Origin of the sequence: Roseovarius sp. CAU 1744 (assembly GCF_039839345.1) — a bacterium.
In the GTDB taxonomy this organism is placed as follows: Bacteria; Pseudomonadota; Alphaproteobacteria; order Rhodobacterales; family Rhodobacteraceae; genus Roseovarius.
The window spans coordinates 240,377-267,015 of record NZ_JBDOQV010000007.1 but is presented as its reverse complement, the minus strand read 5'-3'; the positions used below and the strand labels follow the sequence as shown (position 1 = coordinate 267,015).

The following is a 26,639-nucleotide window of genomic DNA, read 5'->3' as shown; positions in this document are numbered from 1 at the left end:
CGATAAGAGACCATCACCCGAAGAACGTTACGTCTCGAGGACGAAAACCGGGACGCAACTCTATGATCGAGGTCAGAAAAATGAAACTTGAATTTTGTTATTCCATCGAACACGAGGATGGATACGCTGTTCTAGACGTCCCGAAATTTCCCGAGATCACTGTTTCCATCAGTGAAGAGGATCAGCGGCAAGGGCGCGTACGGTCAATTGCCAACGACGCGATCAAGAATGCCATCCAAGCGCGCATCGATTACAACGATGAGATTCCATCCTCGGATGTAAGCAACTTACCTCTTGGGTTCGCCAAACTGCAGCTAACTCCCCTGGCAGCGACGAAGGCATTGCTTTACATTCAATATCGCAAGTCGGGAAAATCGAAGGCCGAGTTTGCGAAATCCATTGAAGTCGGAGCAACAACACTAAACCGGATTTTCGACTTGTCCCATGAATCCAGGTTTGATGTGGTGCTCGAGGCATTCGAAAAGCTGAATCTGGATTTTGATCACTCAGTGTCGGTGAAACGTCGCAAGCTGGGGTCCTAGGCTGGCGCTCAGATCAGACCCTTGGCCCGCCAATCCTGTAAAACGGCCTCAATTTCCTTGACGGCCGTTTCGCAGATCCAGACCGCATCACTTTGAATCTGCTCACTCTGCTCCAGCGCACCTTGCGGCGGAGCACCTGGACGCGTCATGCGTTCCAGGGATTTATGGAGGTTCGTCTGAAGTTTTGTGTAAAGACGGTACTTTTCAGCGGCCGGAACGTCATTGGCGGGATTCGCCTCCAGCGCTTTGAAATAAGCAAGCAGGATGAAAGCGTTTCGCGCTGAAAAAGCGGCCCATTGGCGCGTGTTTTCTTCTCTGGGAATATCATCGACCAGATTAACCAGAATCTCTGGAATAAGGGTCCGGTGGAAGACGTGCTCAACATAGGAAAGGTTGCTGATCAGCGAATTCACACAGAGTTTACCACGAGCAGTTGCAGAATAGCGAAACTCAACCCCGGAGGAATTACGATGTACCCGTGATGTCAGGAAGTCTGTTTTTTGCAGAAAACGTATCATGAACCTAAGGTCGGATACGACATACCCGAACTCATGGAGCAGAGCAGCCTCAAGATCAAAGTAGCTAAGTGGCTCCTTGCTGCACAACTGAACGATCCGGATTTTCTCAAGCATGCAGTGGTGATCGAGATCCGGAGCGTGGTCGCGTTTTGTATAGTTGAAGATATTGTCAATCTCGCCGGAGAAACGTGTGTTACCGACGAGCCTGTCACCAACACCCAGTTCTTGCATCATCGGGTCCTGAGTTGTGAAGTAAATCGCCTGGTTCTCAAACCAGTCACCTTTCCGGAAGAGAAGCAATTCAACGATACGATAGGACTTGCGAGACAGAAAATCGTTCCCTCTCGAGGAGGCGAGGGCTCTTACAAGCCTCGGGGTCGACGCATTGTAATATTCGTGGGATTCCAAATATTGCCGTGCAAGCATCTCCTGAACAGTCCAAAGCACGAGCCGCGCTACGAACCTGAAAAGTTCGCGAAGGTTACCATCAAAGAACTCGTAAATCAGATTGCTCGAAACGGAAGGGCCATGACCGCGCCAAATTGCCAAGAACGTGCGTTGCAACACGCGCATCACATCGAATACAAATTTGTCTCGTTTCGCTTCGCTCAAGACGGCCACGTCCGAAATCATTGATGACGCGCGTGTCACAACCGACACCATGGATGTCAGACCGTCGATATTGTCGAGATGAAAATATTTTTGGATTCCAAGCGTCTGCCCTCGTCCAGCGTACCCGGCCTCAATTGTGTCTGCTGTATTATTGCGCATCACCAAAACACTGTTGGTTCGCACTTGGCGGCCGAGATCCAGAAGCTCTGTAGGCGCAGAAAGGTTGTGGCGATTTTCAATGATATGATTGACCGCCTTCCACTCTTTACTTTCCCTGAAGGCATCCTCCGTCCTCAAGGAATCCAGTCCATCAAATATCGTGACCAGGCAATTGTTCTCTTTCCACAGCGCTGTAATAAGAAGCTTACGTTCTTTGGTTGTTCTTTGCGAGAGCCATGCGATCAGTTCCGAGTTTCCCAAATGGGCTCGTGCAAAGGTTTCCTGCACCAGCATCTTGTAGATGCTTTCCTTTGCAACGCCGAGCATAGGGGCATGTTTAAGAACCTCGTGTTCCAGACGATCAACTTCGGTTTCAAGTAGTGCTTTGGACTGGAACTCCATGCGTAGTCTGAACTGACAACCGTCCACCAGCCAAAAGAAGTGCGACAGAAAGAGATCGCGTGCATGAATGAAGGACATGTAGTCTTCCAAAGCCCGCTCAATAGAATCTCGCTGCTCACACCACCGACGCCAGAACTTCATGAATTCAAAGCGGGAGAATACGATCCCGCTTTTGTTTATCATTCGCGAGTTCTCGGAAAGCAGGTATTTGAAGAGAGTTGATTTACCACAGCCGGGCGCACCGACCACGGCACGTGAATGCGGTTGTGTGTGTTCGTCAAGTAAACCCGGAACAAGTGTATTCCTGAACCAATGGTTTGCGGCATCACGGCTCGCGTTAATTGGAACTCCCTCTGAATATCTGGTTGTTGTCGTCGAAACCCACTCAAAACGTTCCTCGCTCGAATTCCGCTCAATGCGATTCTCGCTGAAAATCAGGGTGTCATGCCAGCGTTCTATCCGCGTTTTGCCAAACTCCGGCTTTTCTGAAGCTTTCTTTACAGCGTGGAGCAGCCGTGGGATCGGGAAATGCAAACCCTCTTCAGCGTCAGGACCCGTTTTTAGGCTCTCATCCAGCTCGAACTCGGTATCATCAAATGAGTTCGCAAAATCAACGTCTTGCAGTTCTAAGTTTTCGTCTTCCTCGCCAGGCCGCGATAGCTTTGGATAGCACAATGCGCTGCGCGCAATTTTATTCGGCTTTAGGCTGGGAACAGTTTTGACAAGGTTGAGTAATATCGCTCGCGCCGACTCAGGCTCGTCTTGATTGTTTTCGTCACGCATAAATTGTCACAAATTTTTCACTTCTGTAAATCCTTCGACATCCACGATGCCCGTGTCAACATAAATGACCTCGATCTGAGCCTTGCGGCTAATCCAACTAAACAAGTCATCTGACATAGACGGTCGTGAGATTCGACCCACTAGTTTGGTCAGCGCTACCGGTTCTTGCAGGATTGCGGAACAGAGCCTTAAGTCGCGGCGACTGCACTAACGTCGTTATTGGCGAAGTTGGCAGGGTCGCGAATGGTCTTTACTGTTTCGAATATGGGCAGCTTCGAAGTTATGGCAAACCACAAAAAAAGTTGGTGAATCTTCAATACTGCGTGGAAACTTGCCGTCTGGGATCCCAAACTCCGTAGAGAACAAAACGGGAATGGTGGGCATGACATCAACACTAACAAAGCAGGCTGAAATCTATCTGGAAACACTGGCTAAAGCGCTTGAGATTCCCCCCTTCCGTTACGAGCAGGCAGAAAAAAGCTACAAGTCGCTGGGCGATTGGCTTCATCGCGACGACTCTGCTGTGAGCCACCTAGATCCCGACGTATTCGCACAGGGGTCTTTCCGTTTGGGTACGGACATCAAGCCACTTTCCAACGATGAAGAATATGATGTCGATTGCGCGTGTTCTTTGAAAGACTTGGGCAAATCTAACCTGTCTCAGGCGCAGCTGAAGGAACTGCTTGGGGACGAAATCAAGCTTTATCGCAAGAGCAAAGGCACTACGAAGAAGGTCCATGAAGGGCGGCGCTGCTGGCGGCTCGACTACGCCGACGGTGCACAGTTTCACATGGACATCGTTCCTGCGATCCCCAACGGCAATGAACAGCGTCGCCTGCTTGAAGCCAGGAATCTCGACGCTGCTTTTGCAGATACGGCGATCGCAATCACGGACAACGAAGTGCTTCCGCAATATTTTGAGATCACAGATGATTGGCCGCGATCCAATCCGCGCGGTTATGCCGAATGGTTCAAATCTCGGATGGGGGAGGTATTCAAACGGCCGCGGGCGCAAGTTTTCAACGAGATGCGCGCAGAGGGTGTAACAGCGAGTGTGGAAGATATTCCGACCTATCGTGTCCGCACGCCGCTGCAATCTGCGATCGTGACATTGAAGCGTCACTGCGATACGGTGTTTGCCGATGATCCGAAAAACAAACCAATCTCCATCATCATCTCAACCCTGGCGGCTCACGCCTATCAGGGCGAGGAAACAATTTGACCTGAGCCCCTGAATCTCCTCCAGTTTTGTGTAGAGTCCGCCCAACTTAAGGACGGATAAATGAAGACGAGATTCACCGACGAGCAGATCATCCAGATGATCAAGGAGCAGGAAGCAGGCGAGCGGACTGCTGACGTGTGCAGGCGCTATGGGATCAGCCAGGGCACGTTCTATAAATACAAATCCAAATATGGCGGGATGGAGCCGTCGGATGCGAAGAAGCTGCGGGCGCTGGAAGCGGAGAACGCGAAGCTGAAGAAGCTGCTGGCAGAGCAAATGCTGGACAACGCGATGCTTCGGGATGTGAACTCAAAAAAGTGGTGACGCCCGATGCCAAGCGGAAGGCGGTGGTGCATCTGATGGAGGTCCATCAGGTGAGCCAGCGTCGGGCGTGTTCTGCATTGAATGTGGATCGGTCGACGGTGCGCTATCAATCGCGTCGGAACGATGATGCGGACCTGCGCGATGCCATGAAGGCGGTCGCCAAGGAGCGTCGCCGATTTGGCTATCGGCGGCTGCAGGTGATGGTCAAACGGCAAGGCTGGCAAGTGAACCACAAGAAATTCCGGCGAATCTATCGCGAAGAGAAGCTGCAAGTGCGACGAAGGGGCGGGCGGAAGCGAGCTCTGGGCACCAGACGGCCAATGGTTGTGCCGGATGGGCCTAACCAAAGATGGAGCTTGGACTTCGTATCTGACGCGCTGACGGACGGTCGCCGTTTTCGCATCCTGGCCGTGGTGGATGACCACACACGCGAGAACCTGGCGCTGGTTGCCGATACGTCGCTGTCAGGCTTGCGGGTCACGCGGGAACTGGACCGGGTCGTTTCCGAACGCGGGATGCCGGGAACAATCGTTTCCGACAACGGCACTGAATTCACCAGCATGGCCATCCTGCGATGGGTGCAGGACAACGGGATCGACTGGCATTACATCGCTCCTGGCAAACCACAGCAAAATGCCTTCGTCGAAAGCTTCAACGGAAAGCTACGAGATGAATGCCTGAATGAAACGCTCTTCGGATCGCTGGCCGAGGCCAGGTCAACGTTGGAAGAATGGCAGGAGGACTACAACACCCACAGACCACATTCGGCGCTCGGAAACCTGACGCCCAGAGAATTTGCTGAGAAAAGAACAATGGACAAACTGGCCGCGTAAGGTCATCAACTCAACCCCAAGGACTCTCCGCGAGGTGGAGGAAACTTGGGGCTCAGGTCAAATTGGACATGCTCTGCTCTCGATTTTGACCAGAATGGGCGATGCAATCGAATATGATGGTCATAAATACATCATCAAAAACCCAACCGATGCGCTCGAAAACTTTGCTGACAAATGGGAAAAACACCCAGGGCGGGCAGATGCTTTCTTCACTTGGCTTGAACAGGCGCGCGAGGACTTTGTCTACGCTGGTCGGCTTGTCGAGCACCGGCGCATGTCGAGCGTACTGGCGGACCGCATGGGGCGCGACCTGACGGACCATGTGAGCGACACGGTCCGTCAGCCAACCCGGCCCGGTGTTCCCGGGCTGTTGGGAGCGGCCACGGCCGCCTCCGCCACGTCAGCCCCGAAAATGTCCTTTTCAGATGCACCGCGAAATCCGAAGCGGCCGGACGGGTTCGCATGAGCTGGTGGTCTACGCGCAGTACGCGTCTTTCTTCCGAAAAAGCAGCCATTGCTGATCTTGAAGCCGGTGTTGATGTCAGGGACTGTTCAAAACCACGGGGTGAAAGCACGAATTTGAGATAATCTCAGTCTCCAAAGATCATTACTTTGGAGGCCCAAATGCATTCGCGTATTACTTTGGAAGCCATTGACCCGCTTGGGGATAAATATTGCAAAGAATTCATGATCGAGAAGGATCTTGACGGTCTGGCTGATGGGAAGCTGGGATGCTCGATCGAAGACAGCAAGACGATCATGAAAGAGGTTCAGAAGATCTTTGTTGAGCGGCAGCTAGATCCTTGGGTTCGATACTACCGTGCATGTCCAACTTGCGACGGATTGTTGCCCATCAAGGATTACAACCAGAGAAAGATACTGACGGTCTTTGGTGAAATTCCTGTACGCTTCCCCCGTCTGGTGGTCTGCCAAAAATGCCACCCGGCATGTTGTTCCACCTTTTCCCCTGCAGCTGACATTTGCAAAGACCGCGCCACGCCTGAACTGTTGGAGCTTTCTACAAAACTGGGTACAAAATTCTCATACCGGGAAGCATCCGACCTGTTGGCGACTTTCTTGCCTGATCAATCGGCGCGAACCTTCACGACGCTTCGCAATCGAACCTTGGCTATAGGGAAACGGATCGAAGAAGCCGAAAGGCGTCAACGCTGGTTCGAAGACCTGAACTATCCAGACAGAACACAGTTCGAGCTTGCGCTTTCTGATGACCCGGTAGGTGAATATGTCTTCAATGTGGATACCGCGCACATTCCTCTGGTCAACCGATACGGTGGTCGAACGTTCGAAGCTATTGTTGGCCATTATGGGCGCGGCGGAAGAGGCGATCCGCTGGGGCCAGTCTTTGCATTTGGTGGGGGTACACAGCCCAGAGAACTAAAGGCGATGGCCGCCCTGGCCCTCAAGAGGCAGGGCTACGCTGACCAGGGCAAGATGACTGTCATTTCAGACGGGGCCGAATGCTTTAAGCGCCTGGCGGGCATGCTTCCTGCTCTTTGATCATCCCGATGATTTGGGCTTCCGTGAAACGGCTCTTTCGCATTCCTTTGCTCCTTCAAAAGGTTGAGCAAACTCTACATTACAATGCGGGAGATTTCGGGGGGCAGGTCAGCGACGTAAATTGTGGCTGAGACACTTGTGGAGAGAGCGAAGGTGGACGCCGTTGCGCGGCGGTAGACTGGACGGTTACGAAAAGGCACGGGTGAAAACCGAATTTCAGTTTTTTGCCCAGCCGCGCTTCTTGGCAACGTCATCCGTCACCCGCGACTTCCCCCAGTGGGAAGCGTCGAGATCCAGTTCAGGCCGGCAAAACTCAACAAGGTCGTCAATCGGGTTTTCCTCAAGGTTGAAGACGAAAAGCCTGTCCTGCTCCTGTGAGAAGAACTCGAGTACCGCGTCATGGTGGCGGCCGTGCTCATCGCGCCACCTGCTGAGCACGTCATCTTCTGAAAGTCCAAGACGCATCACGGTGCGTTTGAGGTATTGCCCTCCGTTATGCCGCGCGCGGCTGTGCAGCCACGCGTCGCAATCCCGGGTATTCAGTACAAACTTGCTGTTTGGATAGAACCGCGCGAAGCGATCAAAGAATTTGAAATTTTCGATCTTGATCGGGGAATTCGGAAGGTCGTGTTCCATATCGAAATGTCCTTCGAACTCTTCCAGACCCGAAACCGGAGGAAGCCCCGCGCAAATGTTGTGGTGGATCAAGAGCTGGGGGTGGACCTTAGAGACGATAGGATGTCCTGCGCGGCGTGCCCGGCGACCACTGCTATGAAGCGCGGTATGCCCGGAGTTTATCATCAACCAGAACAGTGCCGTGGTGGCCGTCTTGTTGAAGCCAATCTGAAAAACCCTTGGTGCCATTGGCATGCTCCTTTGATCAGCCCCTTCAGGGTGGTCCATTTAAAGTGTTATTGCATGTTTGACCCGGGTTGCATCGGCACAGTGGTTTCCAGAACCGGCGGGCGATACGCTAAAAGTGGCGAGGCAGGCCAATTAATGTGCCGGTTATTCCCGATTAGCGCCAGCAGAACCCACTTGGGCACGAAGAGAGGGTGAAGGGTTTTCGCCGCAATAATCGAACCGCGCCGATGCCGATCGTCTGGTATCTGGAGCGCCGCCACAATAACCATGTTCAGCCCAGGTTTCGCAAACCGGTGCGAATGGCCCGGTTCTGGCTGTTTTGCAAGATGTAATTTCCCATCCGCCGGGCAAGGTGTTTGTGTCCTTTGTCCACGGCCCGGTTGAACAGTTCCCGTTGATACCGCTTTGAAGTTTTGCGCGTTCTCAACAGATAGTAATATCGCTCGCTGGTTAAAGTCCCATCAAGCGCCCCCAAGACGATATCGCTCAGGATGCCCATTTGATTGAGCGAGCTACCCAGACGATGTCCGAGAAACGGGGCGCGCAAATGCACTACGTTCTCGCCATCGAACCTGTCGGCGTGCTTCGCGTCCAATGTCTCATAGGGATCATAAATCATGTAAATCCGCGAGGCTTTCTTGCTGACCACCGACGCATCGCCATATTTGCCTGAGAAGTCGTGGTCCCAGACGGCCTTGTAGCGTGTTTCCCAAGGTACGATCGATTTATCCACTGTGGATTGTGGAGAGATTGCAACTACATCACATCCGGGCGCTGCGGGCGAAAACGCGCATGCCGCATACCCCCCCATCGAAGCGCCGTAAAAAACGACGCGTTTAAACTGTTTGAAAAACCCTGTTTTCTTCAGTTCGTCGAACTGTCCGTATACCCAAGGTTCTCGATACCAGGTCCAGCCACCCGCCAGAACCCCCAGCATCGACCAGCCTTGTTCTCTGATAAAGGAATACCCCCAGGGGCGGCGGTCGTCTCTCTTGTTCATAGCGATGTCAAGGTTGTCGAAAGTTACGACCAGCGTCTCCGTGCTGCGCGGCATATAGAGAAAGCTGTGCCCATTATAGCCTGCACGATACCATCCGGCATCGCCGGCTAGGCTGATTGCGATCTGGTCCCAGTTTCCTTCGCTACCGCCCGTTTCCGGTGGCTTGGGTATCACTCTGATGCGGGTAATGTTCTTGTCTTCTTTTTCATGCGTCGAGAGCTTTGTGTTGGTTCCGAAATCCGCGAGGAACGGGAATCCGCCAGATCCTTTGCGCACATCCATGAACAGCCGTGTGTCCGCGTGCGTGCAGCGTTTCAGGAACTTGTCCAGGAACTTCACTTTGTAGCGATCGCCAAACCCGATCAGATTGCACAAGATGTCGACCTGGCGCAGATCGCAGTCATTGTTGATCACTTTGATGCGGTCGCGGTTCACATTGTTTTCCGTGAGAAACTCAATATAGTCGTTGATCCAGGGCTGCATGTCGTCTTCGAATTTGCCGCGTCGGCTCACGCTGATCAGGCTGATATCGCAGTCAAACTTGTGGTGCAGTGCCAAAACAAAGCTGCGCGCGCCGCCGCTTATGTCCGCGACGCTCTCGACATGTTTCAGGTCAAGCTCATCAATCAGAGCACCGTCGAATGTCGTATTGCCCCGGCCTTTGATGGGGGCCAAAGCCGGGGCTATGTCATGTTTCTTGACCAGCATTTCAAGGTAAGACCCCTTGGGGGGCAAACCGTGATGCCGATTACCCAATTGTTGCTTGTTCGATGCCCAGAGATGCAACGCTGTTGTTTCTTCGGTGATTAGACCCTCCGCCAGTCTTGCGCGTTGCATGAATTTGCTTCGCTCCCGAAATGTAATTGGGTAGAACGCGTTGAGGGGCTGTACATATTTCTCAAGCTTTAATGCATGCACGTAGTGGGTCACCATCAATGGTCCCCACACCCCCCAGGGCTGCTGCGTGACATGTACCGGTTTGCCACGCTCGGCTAATATTTGCATCTTTTCTCGCTGCTTGTGCGGCAGGAAAGGTGCGATTGAATACCGGTCCTCGGTGAAATCCAGCATTTGGCGTAGAATCTTGCTTTTCGAGGGCAGTCCGAGAACGGCATTATTGACCCGATGTTCACCCGGTAATTCGTATCCAAAGACATATTCGCTGCGATAATCCAGCGGGCGATGGCAATAGACATCTGTATCGATCCAGATCATGCCCGGGCATTTGTAAACCATGTGCAGCCGAAACCAGTCCGCAAACAGCGCGAAACTGTTCTTCCGCTCGTATTTGATGAAATCATCCGTATCGATAATTTCACGCCCGTCGCGCCGAATGACACCCTCGGGAATGTTGGGAATATCTTCGTAAGAGAAAAGTGTGATTTTCTGGCCTTTGTCGACGAAAGATTTCAGGCATAGCTGTTCCAGCCAACTGAGCGGCCCACCAATCCAGAGCGTTCCCACTTCCCGCTTGCGTCCCAACTGCTCGACCCTCATTGCCGTGTTCTTGTTTTTTGTCACCTTATACAGATGCGCGAGATTTGTAGACAATTGGATTAAGAAAGCCAAAATATTCATCTGATTAATAGTGTTCGAGCCACGCTCTCCAATTATCGGCAGAAGAGCGGTAGGTAATGCGCCTCTTGGCACGGATACGCGGGGTCCCTGATATTACCTCTGATCCCGAGTGACTTTGCGCTTCACCCGTTGTATCAATTGGAAAGAGCAGTGACTTATCAGCTAAGAGGCACCTCTTGACCATTGTTGGCGTCACCTGTCAGCGCGATGACGGGCCTTATATGGCCGAATGGATTGCTCATCACCTGGCTGCCGGGTTCGATCAGATGCTGGTCCTGTCGCATGATTGCAGCGATGGCTCTGACGCCTTGCTGGACGCGTTGTCAGCTGATGAGCGGGTCACGCATCTACCGTTTGAGCCGCGCGGCAAGAAAACGGTGCAGTGGCAAGCCCTCAATATAGCTCGCAAGCACCCTTTGATCGAAGCCGCCGATTGGGTGCTGTTTTTTGACTGTGATGAGTTCATCTGTTTGGCCGAAGGTGACCTGCCCAGCCTGCTGAAGTCACTCGAAGCCGAACAAGGACAATTCGATGCGCTTGCCTTGCCGTGGCGGTTTTTTGGTTCCGCTGGCCAGCAAAACCGCGAACCCGGCCTTACGCCCGAGCGGTTCACAAAGGCTGCTCCGGATGATCTGCATTTCCCCTTGGCACATCTGTTCAAGACGCTCTTCCGGCCACAGGCGTTTCGCAAAATGGGCGTCCACCGCCCGCGTGCCAAACCGCACAAACCCGCGCGCTGGCTTGCCCCTGATGGCCGACCGCTACCGGATCACTTTGCCACCAATGACTCCGCCATTTCGCTTTATGGCTTATCGTCCACCACAAGACGGATATGGCTAAATCACTATTCCCTCCGTTCAGCTGGGGAATTTATCGTCAAGCGCGACCGCGGCTTGCCCAATCATTCGAACCGGGAAATCGATCTGGTATATTGGGCGGAGCGAAACTGGAACACCGCAGAAAATCGCGAAATCCTGACCATGATGGATGCTACTCATAGCGAATTTGACAAGCTCATGGCGTTACCCCGCGTCGCAGAGCGCCTGACCCAATGTGAAAAATGGCACGAGACACGGGCGGTGGAACTGATGACGGATTCTGATACGCTTTGGCTTCATTTTCGGCTCGGTATGTTGACCGGCAGCACGCCACCAAGCTCGGCATTTACCAGTGCGTTTGTGCAGGCACATCGCCACCATTCAGGACGGGGTCGCAACTGCCCATGACCGGAAAGCTGATAGAACGTCGTCTCATCAGTCACGGCCTTGACGACCTGAGCATTCTCGACGCCGTAGAAAAACGTGAACTTGGTCAGCGTTACGTCACCCTGTTTTTTGACAGCGATGTACCGACGGAAACCGTTGTGCCGCCAACAGGGGCCAAACTTGCCGCTGCAAGCACCTTGGGTGGGGCCTCATGCCTGACATATGAATTACCAGAGAAGTACGAAAACAAGTTCGAAATTGCGGGCCAACCCATCAATCTTGCTCCCGCAAATGAAGAATTTTCCCTGATGGAAGGCTGCAACGCACTGGCGGCCGTGCGCAATGGCGAATCCGCCGAAATTGTGCTCGACTGGCTTGCCTATCACACCGCACACCAGAATGCCGACGCAGCTGTCATCCTTGACCGTGCCAAGCCCGGCACCGGCAAGAAATTCGTAAACAGGCTGCGCAAGGGACTTCGTATACGCGATCTGCGGTGCAATGTCGTAGTGCTACGCTGCGACCTGCCGCTAGGCCGCCAAGATCTTCCGGCTGAAGCCCACCCGTTTTGCGTACCGGAGGCACCCGGGAAGGATCGGATGACCGTTCCCGACCCCGCCCCTTGGAAAAGCCCACTTGGGGCACTCTCAATCTACGAAATCATGCGCGCCCGCTTTCTGGGGCGTGCGCGTGCGGTCGCGAATATCGACGTGCACGATCTGGTTCCGCCGGGTGAAACGACGATATTTGATTCCGCCATTTCGGCCGAAGGAGGACTCATCGGGCTTGTTGGGCAGCACTGTTATCCTTGGCGCATCCGAAAAGGTGAACAGGTTCACTTTGCCGATCATACCTGCGTGCAATTCGATGCCAGCGGCGGTCGGCAGCGATGGTGCATTGCCCCCTCCAAGTCTCCCGAAGACGCCATATGGCGCCTCGTTCGCGTGGGAAATGCCGAGCCGGACGTGACGCGTACGCGGAAATTCTTTCGCCACATGGCGTTGCGGCATCCCACCCCGACAATATCCAAGATCGTGCCCAAGACCTCGCTGATCGAACACCCGCCTCTGCTAGAGCAATCGACCCAGCACTTTGGCCACAACCCGGTACGGATGCCCGAAGTTCAGATCAATATGAATTCCGACAAACGCGGGAAATGCGCAATCGTTACAACGATGAAGAACGAGGGGCCCTTCATCCTCGAGTGGCTGGCATATCACCGCGCGATAGGTGTCGATGATTTTCTTGTCTACACCAATGACTGCACCGACGGGACCGATACAATGCTACAGTTATTGCAGGATAAGGGGTTCGTTCAGCACCGCGAAAACCCGTTCCGGCAGTCGGGCCTCAAGCCGCAACACGCAGCGCTGCAGGCGGCCGAAGACGAGCCCGTAATCCGCAACGCGACTTGGCTTGCCTGCATTGACGTTGATGAGTTCATCAATATAAAGATCGGTGACGGTACACTAAATGCACTCTTCGCCGCCGTTCCTGATGCCAATATGATTGCGATGACCTGGCGGCTGTTCGGAAATAGCAACGTGCACGAATTTCAAGACTGTCCCATCACCGAACAATTTCTACTTTGCGCACCGGAGCTCATTCGAAAACCGCATCAGGCATGGGGATTCAAGACTCTTTTCCGCAACGTCGGTTTGTTCAAGAAATTAGGAGTGCACCGGCCCAAGGGTCTGAAGCCGCAGTTGTGGAAAAAAATCTACTGGGTAAACGGATCCGGCCAGCGCTTGCCAAGAGACATTTACCGCAATGGCTGGCGCTCGACGACCGAAACCTACGGCTATGATCTGGTACAGTTAAACCACTACGCCGTGCGCTCTGCGGAAAGCTTTCTTGTAAAGCGTGATCGAGGCAGAGTGAATCATGTCGATCGTGACCAAGGCCTGGCCTATTGGTTTCGGATGAACAACAATGCCGAAACCGAGACGTCGATTCAGTGCCGCCTAGCGAAGATGCACGAAGAGCTTGCGCGATTGATGTCTGATCCGGATATCGCAACAACCCATCATCATGCGGTCGCGCGTCACCGCGAAAAGATTGATAAGCTTCGAGCCACCAAAAACTATGCAAATTTCTTTGCGGAACTCACCGGCTCACGGCTGGAAAAACTCTCCCGCTTGCATGAACATTTCGGTGCAAATGTGTTTCTGGCTGGCCCCAACTCACTCCCGGATGACGTCGTTGACCGTGACCCTGATGCCGAGTGGTTTGTTACCGTCGAACGGCTGGGCGAGACAAAGCACTAGGCTTTGTGTTCGAGAGACGAGGGTTAGAATTTGATTGGAACTGGCGGAAGACTGCATGCGTGCAATAGAAGGTCGCCTCGCAACCTAGCATCTGTAGCTTCAATTTCTAGACCGTGATTTATCGAACCGGCTCAGTAACATGTACATGAACAATTAGATGTTCACTCATTTTTCAAAATTAACTCGTCCTGCATGTAGTCAGGCCTTTGATTTGACATAATATTCCAACTCTTTGCTAACTTCAGGACCGCAAAATTGCGCGCGTCAATATCAGCAATGCCAGGATCAAATTCTTCACCAAGTAGGTCATTGAATCGGCTGAATTCTGGATGGTTTGGGTCAGAGATATCTTGGAGTAAGTTCTCATATCCTGGGACACCACCGACGTTCTCTGGCGGACATCTGCCATTCAAATAGGTCAGTCGTGGATAGAGAAGGCCTGGCTTTGGATCACTAGAATTGCCGATCAACAGAGTATGTTCCCATTGGTCGCCGAAATCATAGAGATAGCAAAGCGACTTCACGCCGGTTTTTTCGATCACTTCGATCAACGTAATATTGCTGGGAGGTAAGTCACCGTATCCAAAATCTGGATCAGGTAGTCCCCAAATGATCCCATTCGCTTCAAAACTGTAGCTGTGAATGTTCTTCCAACCCATCGCCGCCTGCAAAGCCAGATGAAGTTGGTCTAGGCGAATATAAGCGGGAACCTGTAGTCTGCGTGAGATGTCGAATTCAATCTCGTCAAGTTTGATCTCGATTTCCAAAATACTCACGGTTTGGTTCCTCTTGGATTGAGTTAATAGACTAAGAAAACCATCAAGCCTGCTTATTCGGCGAAGAAAGCGGTTTCTCGTGCAATTATGTCAGCCTGCGATTACCACTCTATTTGAGCGCTTGTCGTCGAAGACTACAGTCATCTCACCGAGACTCAGAACTTTATCGAGTGGTTCAGGGCGGCGGTTGAAATAGCGTTTGCGCAAGTCGAGGAAGACCAGCCCGCCACCCTTTATTACCCGCGTAATGAGGTCGGAATATTCATCCACCGGATAGTGAAATCCGCAGGAATAGAAACTGATCAACATGTCAGCACTGGCATCAGTGAGCATTTCAGGCTTTTGCTTCGGATTGATCGTCTTGACATTATTCTGGGCAGATCCGTTATCGTGAAGCATGGCCTTTGCATCAACAAGGCTGGCGTAGCCACTGCCGGAATCTGCCCAAGCGTGATATTGTTCGGTCGTCTCTTCAATGTCCACGAGCGTAAAACGCGGTTTGAAATCGCGTTGCAAAAAAAGATCGGGCACTGCTTGCCCGCAACCTATGTCGATCACCGATCTAGGTTCGAACCCCACCTTATTCAGATAGCGCTGCACGGGTACGTACTCGCAGTAGGCTTCATGGATTGCGCTCTCGAAAATTTCATCCCGCCGGGAGCGGGCCTCGGCCAATAGCGGGTCGCGGTCGCCAGCCATCCACGCTTTTCGCGATCTGGGGCTAATGGTCTTGGTGCGCTGAAACCCCAGAAGAGCAATTGCTTCGTCGGACAATGCGCTGTTCGAGAAGCCCATGGCGGCTATATCGTCATGTGTTGCGAGTTTGTCGATAGTGTTTCGGTCAAACATGTGTGCCTGGCTTGTTTTTTTGTATTGTTCTCATGTTTTTTAGCATGGTCTCCGACACTGCACATAACTTTTTGTGTGTTCGATAGGGAATGTAACATACATGGCTGGTCATTCTTCAAGCTGCCTGTCCAGTTCATCGTATTGACTGCAATTTGGTTACACTGTCCATCGTCAGACACTTCGCAACAATTCGAACATTTCGGCACTAGCGACAGGCATTCTCGTTTGTCCAATCGACAAAGATGCTGCGAAGTAGATGAAGTAGATACTGCGTGTTAAAATTTACGCTATTGCCGCCATTCCCGATAGTGCTGACATTTCACGCAATGCGGACGAAGCGCACTTTCGCTGCGTTTGCACCAACGGCCGCTTCCGGAAATCAGGAGCTGTCAAAATCGGTCCTTTCCGCAGGTAACAGAAACGCCAGAATTTTGGCACATCGTGCGGTGCGGAAATGGGCCGGAAGGAGCCCATATTCACTGATGCTGCACGTTGCGCGGATGGTCGCTTTTGGCTTAACTCCTGTGGGGTCCGGTCCCGCGCACCCGAACCTCGCGATCCGTTCGTAACTGCGATATCCAATTCCGCCTAACCTATAACGTCAGACAATAACTTGCCTGCTAGCACCGGGGTATTTGGTGACATAGACTGAACCTCCTCACCACGAGGTATTAGTCACTAAGTACAACCCAAAATATGAGTTCTCAATTTGCCCTCGATTTGCGCCTGGCGCGCAAGAAAGTGGGCTATACCCAAGATGATATTGCGCACCTGATGGCGACGCACCAGGCAGCAGTTTCAAGACTTGAGCATGGTGAACGTAGACCAAGCTTGACCGAGATTGTTGAGCTGTCGCTCATTTATGGCCGGTCGTTTGAGAGCATTTTCTCGGACGTGATGGCCGAAAGCAAAGAACACCTGTCAGTGCGTCTATCGACCCTTCCTTCGCCCGGACGGAAGGCCATGAGCACCTTTAACCGCCCCGGCTCATTGGCGCGCCTGAAGCGTCGGTTGGCTGAAACCAGTAACCATGGCCAATCTTAGGGTGCTGTCTGTCGCAGTGTCTTCAGGCCGTGTGGGATATGTATTCCTCGAAGGCACGCAGTTGCTTGATTGGGCAGTATCTACGAGTGTCTCAGGGCAAAGCACCGATCTGGTCGCATTCGTGCAAGAGCTGATAAACACGTTAAAACCAGATGTTGTCGTCACAGAGAAATGCGATGACGGTTGCAAGAAAGGCGAACAATCCAAACGCTTGATTGCTGCCATTTCCGAACTGGCTAGTCACAATTATGTTCTTGACGTGTCAGTGTCGCGCCCGCGTCACTTCAAGTCAAAATATGAGGAAGCGATAAGCATAGTTGAGCGGCATTCCGATCTGATTGGATACATACCCAAAAGAAAACGCCGGTTCTTTGAATTTGAACCAAGGAACATGATTGTATTTGAGGCCGTAGCGTTGGCCGAGCGGGCAATTCATGGCCCCCCTGAACAGCTGTCGTAGGCGATGAGTTGGTTGCCGCCTTTGCCGTCCCACTAAGCCCCAAATAGCTCGCACTGAATTGCAGTGCGGGACTATTTTTATCTGAATTGTTCGGTGTACGCACTCTTTCGTTAAAGAAATCTCGGATTTTCCTAGTACCACCAACGTGGAACAACAATCCAACCAGAATCAGCGCAATAACCCGATCAGATAAGTCCATATTTGCAGTATGGAAATCGGCTGATAGTTCCGTTGTGATTGTGGTTAGACCCGACATGGTGAAATTCGATCTGAGAGCAAGTACGAGGCACTTTCTCTCGAGTGAATTTGCACTTTACAGATTGGAATTTATGGTCAACCTATGGTAGTTCATGGCAGATTACATACACGACATTATCGATGTTGCGATTTATCATAAGAAAGCTGCTGAATAGGGTGCAAAATGACCAAAATAAGTTCAGCCTATAAAGTCTCAAAATTGATTACTAGAGTCGTCTCAGCAAAAGGAACACTCGCGTCGCTGGTATTGGCTCTATCGCTCGGTTTCAGTATTCCAAGCTCTTCTTCTGCGCGCCAATCTGGTTTTTGGATTGAAGGTCGGTTCAAAACGATTGATGAACGTGGGTTTATCGAACTTGAGGGTAGAACAAAAAAGCTTCGACTGATCGGTGTTAAAAGAGTTTTGGTTGATGAAGTAATTCATCGGTTTTCAAACCAAATTTTCTTGTGCCAAGAATTTAGGTCCGGTTTTTTGTTTTTCTGGTCTGATAGTTTTTCGTGCTCAACGGATGAGTTGGGCAATGTCGAAAGATACTTGATTATACAAAAAATCGCCGAACCCCGTTGCCCAGAGGCACAGCTCCACGGCTTCTGCAAAGACTAAAACCACCACAAACTACGAATTATTGAAGGAAGGGATGACTGAATGACGTTTGCACCTACGCTTGAAGCTTTGGGGATTGAACTTGACTCAGATTTTTCGGATGCTGAGAAGCAAACATTGTTGTCAGCCTTTGAGACACTTTACTCCAATCCTGCTGGTCGAGCTTTTTTGGAATCCGTCGCGCCTCATGTTGCTTCATTGAACACTGGTGACACAACATTCCTAATCGAGAGAACAACCAATGGTAGCCAAGCTGCTGGAAACAGTAGAAAGATAGAATTCGATTTCGCCCAAACCGCAAGTTTAGTTTACGTCGATTCCAACGGAAACGGTCATAACTCGTCAGTGATGCGAGTACTTTTGCATGAAATGATCCATGCTGTGGACAATATAGGCGACGTAACCGTCAACGATTTGTTCGTTTCAGATTATGACTATGTGGGACCAACGGTTCTAAAGACAAACTCCATACTTAGTAGCGTATCCCCATCTCATCCCTCTTATGAACCAGCAAAGCTATCATATACCGGAGTCTCGAACTATCTCGAGGCTGGAACTTCATATACGTTCGGCCAAGAGGTCGATGTCGCATTCGCTTTAAGCAACTACATTACGGCCTTCGAGGTTTTCGGCGCTAAGTATAATACTTCGGTCCATTCCGATGCCACGCGCGATTTAATTGCAGGTACGCTGTTGGATGAGACAATCCTGACGGGGCGTGCAAACGACTTTGTCTATGGATTTGACGGGAATGATACCGTCGCCCCTGGATCGGGCAACGATCATGTAAACGGAGGAAATGGCGGGGACACCGTAACCTATGCGGCTGGCTACGCCGGGTCAGTCGACGATGGATACACGCAGGGACTAAACGCTGTATTGACTTCCATTAACAACCCAGGTTCGGGCGACAATTCGTTCATTGCCGCAATTAGCGATCCATGGAGTAACACTGACACGCTTGTAAACATTGAAGATATCATCGCAACTGACTTCGATGATGCATTTTCGCTTACTGGAAGCTTGGCCGAAATTACATCAGATTTAGATTTGTTGGATGCCAAGGGCAACGGCGATAACGGTGACACGCTTGATTTAAGCGGTGCAACAGACACTGCCGGCACCATGATTAACCTTGATCAAGAATTTCTGCAGTCACTAAATAACACTTTCGATGCTTCGATCATCAAGGGGTTCGAAAACGTTGTTGGATCGGAATTTAACGACGCGATAATTGGCAATGAAGATACAAACCTCATTGAAGGGGGCGCTGGAAACGACCTGATTGACGCCGGATCACCGCAAAGCGATGAAACTGACGATGATACCGTTTCTGGCGGTGCAGGAGACGACACAATTGAAGGCGGATCTGGTCTCGACTCCATTATGGGTGGTAGTGGCAATGATGTCATTACAGATAGTGCAGATGGCGCGACGATTTTTGGTGGCTCCGGCAATGACGACATTTCCGTCGAAGGTCTCGGCGGTATGCTATACGGCGGGTCGGGTAATGATACTATCGATGCGCAACTGTCAGATGGCGCTAACATTATCATGGGTGGGTCGGGAGACGACACGCTTTATGGCAATGGTCAATCCATCCTAACCGGCGGTTCCGGGGCCGACACATTCTACATTCAAGAAGGCGACGTCATTACAGATGGTGAAGGACAAGACTCACTTTATTTCGATGGGCAACACCTGAATTTTTCAGGAGCTCGAACCGAGTACATTGGCTATGAAGTTGGTCCAGAAGGAAATTCCGCTTTCAGAGTTGGCGAAGGCTCTGGTTCGAAGGCAGTGGTTCTCCGAATAAATGATCAAGCGCTACCTGATGATTTTGATGGCACGTTCCAAAAGATTTCATACACGGCTTACTTTTACATAGATTTCGTTCCCAACTTCGATCCGGATTTTCATGTTTTTGATCTTGGTTTGGCAGACTTTGTTATTTCCGATTTCAGGCTCGGCGACTTCGGAATAATGCCGCAAGGAGCTATTGGCGTGGGCGGTGAAGGGGGTGTGGATGACGGATCCATTGGAAAGGGGTCTATATACTTAACTAGCCAAGTTACCTCTTGAAATCGTCGGCTAGAATGGCTAGTTATCTTCCATACAGCAAGGAAGTGACTGATGCCGCAGCCGAAACCAGAAACACTCTCTACCTTCGAATTCTTCCAGAAGTTCCCAGATGAGGAAGCGGCACGCAAGTTCTTTGAGGCCCGCCGTTGGGGTGATGAGCCGGTATGTGGTCACTGCGGTTCGGTCAGCGTTACAGAGTGCAAAGACCACAAGCCCATGCCTTACCGCTGCAAAGATTGCCGGAAGCATTTCAGCGTCCGTACGGGCTCGGTACTGGCTGAGAGCCGCCTTCCCCTGATTAAGTGGCTTCTGGCTATCTACATGCTTACCAGCGCCCGCAAGGGCATTCCCAGCACTCAGATGGCCCGTGAATTGGGCATCACCCAGAAATCGGCATGGTTCCTTGCGCAACGCATCCGCGAAACGTGGCTGAAAGGTCAGGGCGGCGGCGACATGGGTGATCAGACCCAGGTTGACGAAACCTATGTAGGTGGCAAAGAACGCAACAAACACGCGAAGAAGAAACTTCACGCCGGTCGCGGCACCGTTGGCAAGACTGCCGTTGTCGGTATCCGTGATCAGCACGGCGAAGTCCGCGCTACCCCCGTCAAGGACACGACAGGCGAAACGCTGAAAAGCTTTGTGGGCCAGCACGCACCAAAAGGCGGCACAGTGGTTACAGACAGCCACAAGGGCTATCTGGGCCTCGACCAGCAAGGATACATGCATCTGCGGGTCAATCACTCAGTCGGTGAGTTTGTCCGCGACATGGCCCACACAAACGGCATAGAGAGCTTCTGGGCGCTGCTAAAGCGGGGTCACTATGGTATCTATCACTACATGAGCCCCAAACACTTGCATCGCTATGTGAATGAGTTCTCGTTCCGTCACAACACGGCGCAGGCTGGCACCATGAACTTCATAAACATGACAATCGAGCAGATGGCCGACAAGCGGCTGACATACAAAGGGCTGATAAATGGCTGACAAGAGAAAAGACACGATTGACCCCATCGACGCGACATTTGACGATGTTGTGCGTGCAGTTGCGCCAAAAGTTGCAAGACCGGCCACCCAAGATGGCAATAATTTCCGATACTTAGGGGAGATTTCGGTCAATGACCCGGCCACCCCTGTTCAGCTTGCGTTGGATCTCGGCATCAAAGTTGAGAAGAACGTAAATGGCATCGAAATGGGTGTTCTCGACAACGGATTACCCTACCTAACCCAACGTGGGCTAGCCCAAATGTCGGGAGCTGCACGAGCAACCATTCAGGAAATCACTCAGGAATGGCAGGATACCTACAGTGACCCGATACCCTCAAAAGGTCGCATGTCCTTCTTCAAGGACTATCTATTCAAGAATGGTTATGACGAGCCGCGAATGTTCATGGAAATATCTAAGAACGGCTCCCCACACTATGCCTACCCTGACATTGTTTGTATGGCGTTCATCGAATACTTCGCATTTGAAGCGCAGCGAACCAATGACACAGCGATCAAGAATTATCGCAACCTCGCTCGGTTTGGCCTGCAGCAATTCATTTATCAAGCCCTGGATTACACGCCGGAAGATAAGTGGCGTTATTTCAATGACCGCGTGTCGATCCTCAAGGACAGCGCACCGGATGAACATTTCATTCTGTTCTCGGAGACCACCGGCCTCGCAGTTGATTTGATCAACGCAGACCTGACGGTCAACGACAAAACTCTACCTGATATCAGTGTGGGTATTGCTTGGGGCAAATTCTGGACAGACAACAATTTGGAAGATCGTTTTGGCCCTCGCATCAGGTACGAACACCATTATCCTGACTACTACCCGCAGGCAGCGAGCAACCCGCAAACTCCGTGGGCTTATCCAGACGAAGCGTTACCCACATTCCGCAAGTGGTTCCGACATGTTTACCTGCCAACTAAGTTTCCGCGCTACATTTTGAGTAAAGCGAATGTTCTGCAGGGTGGAAAGCTGGAAGCAGAACAGATCGCGGCGCTATTCGAGCAAAAGCAAATCGGGGATTAAGTTGGCACCCCAAGTCGGATCGACATTGCCTGCTCAGATACCCAGAAAATTTCAGCCAACTTGCCGATTTCGTCACCATGTTGGCCCTGCATTTCGCGGACGAGCTTTTTAGGCATGAGGATATCTGCCGCCAGTGCGTTTGCCTGAACCTCCTCACGATGAGGTAAACCACTGCGATATAGCGCATCATCGAAAATACCATCGCCTATCTTTCTTTCGTGAAGGACATAATGGGCTATTTCGTGGGCAATGGTAAATCGGCGTCGCACGGCAGGATGGTCTTGATTAACGAAAATCGCGAAGCCGCTTTCTCCGCCGCGTTCCGCGTCTTTTTGAATTTTGCCCGAGATCTCATTCGGCCATGGAGCCCTATAGACACGAATGCCCAAACGATTTGCAAGGGGAGTCACCTCAATTGGTAACTCCATCTCAGAAATGTAGTCATTCACGATTCTCAGTTTTTCACTTACCGGCCTGACCGTCATCACTCTGCTCCTCCTGCGCCTTCGATATTACATCGGTTTCGTCAACGCCCTCTGGAATATCTGGCTTTTCGACACTCCCATCCAACTGCTGCGTTTTCGCAACCTGCTGGAACATCTGAGCCGCCTTTTCATCTAGGTAGGCTCTTGCCTCTCGTTTGGCGGATGCTACCGCCGCGCCTCTTATCGCCCAGAAACCAAATATGGCCACTATACCTAACATAATAGCAAAAAGAGCTAATACTATCTCTATGACTGTCAAAGACCATGTAATTGCTTCGACTTCCCGATGCCCATCCATCGAATTCCATGTGAATATGGACACGAATAAGCTCACGATGGTCAGCACAACAAAAGGAAGGAGGATATAGTAAATCGCCTTGATATGAGCATCCCGCTCATTTTCATTTAATGCCATTTGTAAAACCCTGAAGTTAACACTGACACAACAGCAGGGCTGGGCCCGCCAGTCAATGGCGGTAACTTGGCTAGTTAAGTATATAGACCCCATTGGAAATGGCGTCATCCACAACTCTCTCAATATCGACGGTCGATTTGTTCACAAAGGCATCGATTACGGCAATGGCTTCGGGCCAGCCATTCGCAAGGATGACGGCGCAACACCCGGAGAATGGATCCACGGTCCAACGCGGCAGATGTCCGAAGAGGCTTTGGAAGCAGAACGGGTTTTCGAAGAAATCACGGAAAGTGAAGAAGATGTTTCGCTTTTCGACGAAACCAGCGCCCCTCCAGCAACAACAGGCACAAGTGGGAACGATAGTTTCGGAACAGAAGTATTGCGGCTTAGCCTGTCGACAAGCGGAACGGGGAGCGCGATGTTTGACGGTGGAGCTGGTGATGATACGATCATGGGCAACGATGGAAGCGATACGCTGCTCGGCGGCGCTGGCGCTGATACAATCATCGGTGGTTCGTTTTCCGTTCAGAGAGCCATACGAAATACTGGTTCCGGCGACCAGCAAACTGGTTTTGCGCTAGTCGATGCCAATGACGATGGATTTATTGATGCTAGTGAAGCTTCCATTCTTCCAATTTCGTTTGATCTACCTGAGGCACTCATTGACGACTATGACACAAATTTTGACGAGCTCTGGGATGCCGCTGAGTACGCGACTGTTGTAGTAGCTGAAGCTCTCCCCTTTCCCTACAATGACGCTGGAGCGGCTAGCATTGAATTTGAATTGCTTTCTGACAGTGGCGATGAACTTCGTGGTGGAGCTGGCGAGGACAGCATCTACGGGGGTCTTGGCGACGACACCATTCATGGCGATGCAGACGATGATCGCCTTTTCGGTGAAGAAGATAACGACATTATTAAAGGCGGCGACGGTAATGACCAAGTTGACGGTGGCCAAGGTGACGACTTGATAAATGGTGACGGGGGTGATGACGAGCTATCCGGAGGTGAAGGTCTCGATACTTTGCTTGGCGGTGCTGGAGCGGACACAATTGGTGGCGGCGCAGGCGAAGATGATCTGAGCGGTGGAGATGGCGCCGACGAATTGAGTGGCGGCGCAGGCGCAGACGTCATTTCCGGCGGAACAAGCAGCGATACCTTGTTCGGTGGTGAAGGAAACGACCTTCTGCTCGGGGACGGTGACTCAGATAGCCTTTATGGCGAACAAGGCGAAGACTTGTTAACAGGCGGTCTGGGAGATGATTTTCTGGCGGGCGGTGCCGAAAACGACATTTATGTCTATTCGGCAGGCGATGGAAACGATGTAATTTCAGACACTTCGTCCGTGCAAGCTGGTTTGGCGGACCGTATTCAGTTCACCGACATCAATTCGACTGATGTTGTGTTCTCGCGTGTCAACGGCAACCTGGAAATAAAACTTCCTGATGGAAGTCTTCTGACGGTGCTAACGCACCATTCCATAGAGCATTTCGATTTTGCCGACGGCGTCACAATAAACTACAGCAGCCTTGATCTCGATATCGTCACGCGTGGCACTGAAGGCGACGATGATCTTGTCGGCAGCGATTTTGATTTCGGCACCGAGATCCTAGAAGGCCTCGGTGGCAATGATACACTTGACGGCAACGGGGGCGATAACAGGCTGTTCGGCGGTGCCGGAAATGACATTTTGAGTTCTGATGATGGTGATGACAGTCTGGATGGCGGCGACGGCGAAGATACGCTGTTCGGCAGCACCGGCGACGACACTTACGAAGGTGGCGACGGCGTTGATACGCTTGATCTGTCTTATGCGGCTTCTGGCTTCACGCTCGACCTTGCAAACGGTACTCTAGTATTCGCAGATGGCTTCACGGAAACGGTCTCTAACATTGAAAACGCGATCGGTGGCGATGGCGCAAACGAACTGGTTGGGACAACGGACTCCAACCTCCTAGACGGCGGCGCCGGAAACGACACGATTACCGGTGGCGGCGGTGGCGATGTGTTCCGTTTCGAAACAGGAGACGGATTGGATATCGTCAGCGATTTCGAAATTGGCGTGGATCAAATTGAGATCAATGGTGAATTTCTCGATCCGACAACCACTCCGGTGGGTGTGTCGATTTCTCAGCAAGGCCCAGACGTACTCATCACCTATGCTGGCGGTGATACTATAGCGCTCAGCAATGTTAGCTTGTCGAGCTGGCTAGCTGCTTATGGCCCGCTGGTTTCCGGAACATCAGGTGACGATACCGTCACTGGATCAGGTGACGGGGAATACATATTGCCTGGTTCTGGCAACGACACAATCTATGGCTACGCTGGTGACGATACGATTGCCTATGTTTCCGGGGATGACAAAATCGTTGGAAGCAAGAAGAACTACGGCCAAGATACGCTTGACTTGAGTCAGTATTCCTCGGATCAGGTCGGCTTCGAGGTTGTGGAATATGATGTGTTTATTACCACCCCTGATGGTATGATCGAACTGGACTATCAGGCGCGCTTTGACATTGGGCACATCCGCACAAACATCGAGTCGATTGTCTTCTCGGATCAGATATTGGACGAAGCTGCGATCCGCAGTCGAGCTGTAAACGATCAGTCGACGGCAGGCGACGATTCAATCAATGGGTCATACTTGGATGATGTGATCGTTGATGGTGCGGGGAATGATACGATCGACGCATGGTATGGCGACGATACGATCATCTATTCTTCTGGAAACGATATCATCAAGGACGGAAATTACGGTCAGGACATACTGGATTTGAGCCAGTATTCCTCTGATCAGGTCAGTTTCCGCAACGATGTGCATGACATCTTTATCAATACACCAGACGGAACGATCGAACTCGACTATCAGAGCCGCCATGACGTTGGACATTCCGAATCCAATATCGAAACGATCATATTCTCCGATGTCACACTTACGGATGCCGTCATTCGCCAACGTGCAGTAGATGATCCCAACACCTCAGGTGATGACGTTATCTCTGGCACACGCTATGCGGATAGCATGACCACCAGCGCTGGAAACGATACGTTGGACGCGTGGCTTGGCGACGACACCATCACGTATGTTTCGGGAAATGATCAGATCATTGGTGGAGTGGGTCAGGATACGCTGGATCTAAGCCAGTATTCCTCAGATCAGGTCAGCTTCCGAAATGATGGCCATGACGTGTTCATAGCCACGCCCGATGGCGAAATAGAATTGCACTATCAAGTGCGCCAAGCAATCGGTCACAGCCAGACCAACATTGAGGCCCTGATCTTCTCGGACGGTACCCTGGACGATGCCAGTATTCGCCAGCGCGCATTGGATGATCAGAATACTGTCGGGGATGACGTGGTCTCCGGTACGATCAATTATGATTTGATCTCTGGCGGGGTGGGCAACGATACGCTGGAAGGCAATGGCGGAGCAGATGTGTTCAGCTTTGTTCCAGGTGACGGAAATGATGTGATCATCGATTTTGCGGATGGCCTTGATTTAATCAGCTTCACCGGCGGCCCGACAAGTTTTGCTGACCTGATTATCACGGACGTGAACGGGGATGCTGTAATTGACTACGGCGCAGGCGAAAGCATCACCTTGACGAATGTTACATCGTCACTGTTGACCCAGGATGATTTCCAGTTCGTTTGACAGTGCAGTTCTTCTACGGGATTTCCGCTTTGTGCGAGGATCGAATGCTCGCGCAAAGCGCCATGAGAATGCCGGCATGAGCCCACCGAGCAGTCCGGGTTATTGTTAGAGCGTGGTCTCAATTGAAATATTGATTTCTGGTACCGGATCCTGTGGGGGCT

21 protein-coding genes are annotated in these 26,639 nt (G+C 51.6%); 14 read left to right on the top strand and 7 right to left on the bottom strand.

What is annotated here, in order from left to right; genetic code table 11:
- Positions 1-62: 62 nt before the first annotated feature.
- Positions 63-542 carry a hypothetical protein gene (locus AAFO92_RS15985; protein ID WP_347536737.1) on the top strand — a complete coding sequence of 160 codons (480 nt, stop codon included), beginning with the start codon at positions 63-65 and terminating at the stop codon, positions 540-542.
- 8 nt (positions 543-550) lie between these two features.
- Here AAFO92_RS15985 and AAFO92_RS15980 read toward each other — a convergent pair whose 3' ends face one another.
- Entirely contained in the window at positions 551-3,016 is a 2,466-nt protein-coding gene (locus tag AAFO92_RS15980; protein ID WP_347536736.1) for a hypothetical protein, read from the bottom strand.
- Between the two features lie 382 nt (positions 3,017-3,398).
- Here AAFO92_RS15980 and AAFO92_RS15975 point away from each other — a divergent pair, with 382 nt between their 5' ends.
- From AAFO92_RS15975 to AAFO92_RS15960, 4 genes are all read left to right on the top strand, one after another.
- Complete coding sequence (locus AAFO92_RS15975; protein WP_347536734.1) at positions 3,399-4,238, top strand: nucleotidyltransferase; 840 nt, start codon at positions 3,399-3,401, stop codon at positions 4,236-4,238.
- Between the two features lie 60 nt (positions 4,239-4,298).
- A protein-coding gene (locus tag AAFO92_RS15970; RefSeq protein WP_347536732.1) for an IS3 family transposase occupies positions 4,299-5,395 on the top strand; the annotation gives its coding sequence in 2 pieces (ribosomal slippage) (positions 4,299-4,548 and positions 4,548-5,395; 1,098 coding nt in all).
- 34 nt (positions 5,396-5,429) lie between these two features.
- Entirely contained in the window at positions 5,430-5,861 is a 432-nt protein-coding gene (locus AAFO92_RS15965) for a hypothetical protein (protein WP_347536730.1), read from the top strand.
- A 158-nt stretch (positions 5,862-6,019) separates the two neighbouring features.
- Entirely contained in the window at positions 6,020-6,913 is an 894-nt protein-coding gene (locus AAFO92_RS15960; RefSeq protein WP_347536728.1) for a hypothetical protein, read from the top strand.
- A gap of 216 nt (positions 6,914-7,129) precedes the next feature.
- On the opposite strand, the gene AAFO92_RS15955 is transcribed toward AAFO92_RS15960, so the two are convergent.
- Together AAFO92_RS15955 and AAFO92_RS15950 are read right to left on the bottom strand one after the other, a co-directional pair.
- Positions 7,130-7,777 (bottom strand): sulfotransferase, encoded by a 648-nt coding sequence (locus tag AAFO92_RS15955; RefSeq protein WP_347536726.1) that lies wholly within the window; start codon positions 7,775-7,777, stop codon positions 7,130-7,132.
- A 271-nt stretch (positions 7,778-8,048) separates the two neighbouring features.
- A complete protein-coding gene (locus tag AAFO92_RS15950; RefSeq protein ID WP_347536724.1) occupies positions 8,049-10,274 on the bottom strand; it encodes a hypothetical protein in 2,226 nt (741 codons plus the stop codon).
- A 257-nt stretch (positions 10,275-10,531) separates the two neighbouring features.
- On the opposite strand from AAFO92_RS15950, the gene AAFO92_RS15945 reads away from it, so the two are divergent.
- Together AAFO92_RS15945 and AAFO92_RS15940 are read left to right on the top strand one after the other, a co-directional pair.
- On the top strand, positions 10,532-11,581 hold the full coding sequence (locus AAFO92_RS15945) for a glycosyltransferase family 2 protein (protein WP_347536722.1): 1,050 nt from the start codon (positions 10,532-10,534) through the stop codon (positions 11,579-11,581).
- Positions 11,578-13,827, top strand: coding sequence for a glycosyltransferase family 2 protein (locus AAFO92_RS15940; protein WP_347536720.1), 2,250 nt, complete (start codon positions 11,578-11,580; stop codon positions 13,825-13,827). Before AAFO92_RS15945 ends, AAFO92_RS15940 begins: the two co-directional genes overlap by 4 nt.
- Before the next feature lie 161 nt (positions 13,828-13,988).
- Here the strand turns inward: AAFO92_RS15940 and AAFO92_RS15935 are convergent, their stop codons facing one another.
- Positions 13,989-14,603: a plasmid pRiA4b ORF-3 family protein gene (locus tag AAFO92_RS15935; RefSeq protein WP_347536718.1), complete on the bottom strand. Its 615-nt coding sequence runs from the start codon at positions 14,601-14,603 to the stop codon at positions 13,989-13,991.
- Between the two features lie 90 nt (positions 14,604-14,693).
- The gene (locus AAFO92_RS15930; protein ID WP_347536716.1) at positions 14,694-15,452 is read right to left on the bottom strand and encodes a hypothetical protein; all 759 of its coding nucleotides are present in this window, start codon (positions 15,450-15,452) and stop codon (positions 14,694-14,696) included.
- Positions 15,453-16,148: 696 nt separating this feature from the next.
- Here AAFO92_RS15930 and AAFO92_RS15925 point away from each other — a divergent pair.
- The 6 genes from AAFO92_RS15925 (at position 16,149) to AAFO92_RS15900 (ending at position 21,923) form a co-directional block, all read left to right on the top strand.
- A complete protein-coding gene (locus AAFO92_RS15925) occupies positions 16,149-16,496 on the top strand; it encodes a helix-turn-helix transcriptional regulator (protein ID WP_347536714.1) in 348 nt (115 codons plus the stop codon).
- Entirely contained in the window at positions 16,483-16,956 is a 474-nt protein-coding gene (locus AAFO92_RS15920; RefSeq protein WP_347536712.1) for a hypothetical protein, read from the top strand. Before AAFO92_RS15925 ends, AAFO92_RS15920 begins: the two co-directional genes overlap by 14 nt.
- 421 nt (positions 16,957-17,377) lie before the next feature.
- Positions 17,378-17,818 carry a hypothetical protein gene (locus tag AAFO92_RS15915; protein WP_347536710.1) on the top strand — a complete coding sequence of 147 codons (441 nt, stop codon included), beginning with the start codon at positions 17,378-17,380 and terminating at the stop codon, positions 17,816-17,818.
- Between the two features lie 42 nt (positions 17,819-17,860).
- Entirely contained in the window at positions 17,861-19,900 is a 2,040-nt protein-coding gene (locus tag AAFO92_RS15910) for a calcium-binding protein (RefSeq protein WP_347536708.1), read from the top strand.
- Positions 19,901-19,951: 51 nt separating this feature from the next.
- A complete protein-coding gene (locus AAFO92_RS15905) occupies positions 19,952-20,887 on the top strand; it encodes an IS1595 family transposase (RefSeq protein WP_347536706.1) in 936 nt (311 codons plus the stop codon).
- Positions 20,880-21,923 (top strand): hypothetical protein, encoded by a 1,044-nt coding sequence (locus AAFO92_RS15900; protein ID WP_347536705.1) that lies wholly within the window; start codon positions 20,880-20,882, stop codon positions 21,921-21,923. The genes AAFO92_RS15905 and AAFO92_RS15900 overlap by 8 nt, the downstream gene beginning before the upstream one ends.
- On the opposite strand, the gene AAFO92_RS15895 is transcribed toward AAFO92_RS15900, so the two are convergent.
- Positions 21,920-22,408: an ImmA/IrrE family metallo-endopeptidase gene (locus AAFO92_RS15895; protein ID WP_347536703.1), complete on the bottom strand. Its 489-nt coding sequence runs from the start codon at positions 22,406-22,408 to the stop codon at positions 21,920-21,922. The two genes, AAFO92_RS15900 and AAFO92_RS15895, sit on opposite strands and share 4 nt — an antisense overlap.
- Positions 22,386-22,823, bottom strand: a complete 438-nt coding sequence (locus AAFO92_RS15890; protein WP_347536701.1) for a hypothetical protein — start codon at positions 22,821-22,823, stop codon at positions 22,386-22,388. The genes AAFO92_RS15895 and AAFO92_RS15890 overlap by 23 nt, the downstream gene beginning before the upstream one ends.
- Positions 22,824-22,878: 55 nt before the next feature.
- Between AAFO92_RS15890 and AAFO92_RS15885 the strand changes: the two genes are divergently transcribed.
- A complete protein-coding gene (locus AAFO92_RS15885; protein WP_347536699.1) occupies positions 22,879-26,478 on the top strand; it encodes a calcium-binding protein in 3,600 nt (1,199 codons plus the stop codon).
- The last annotated feature ends 161 nt before the right edge of the window (positions 26,479-26,639 follow it).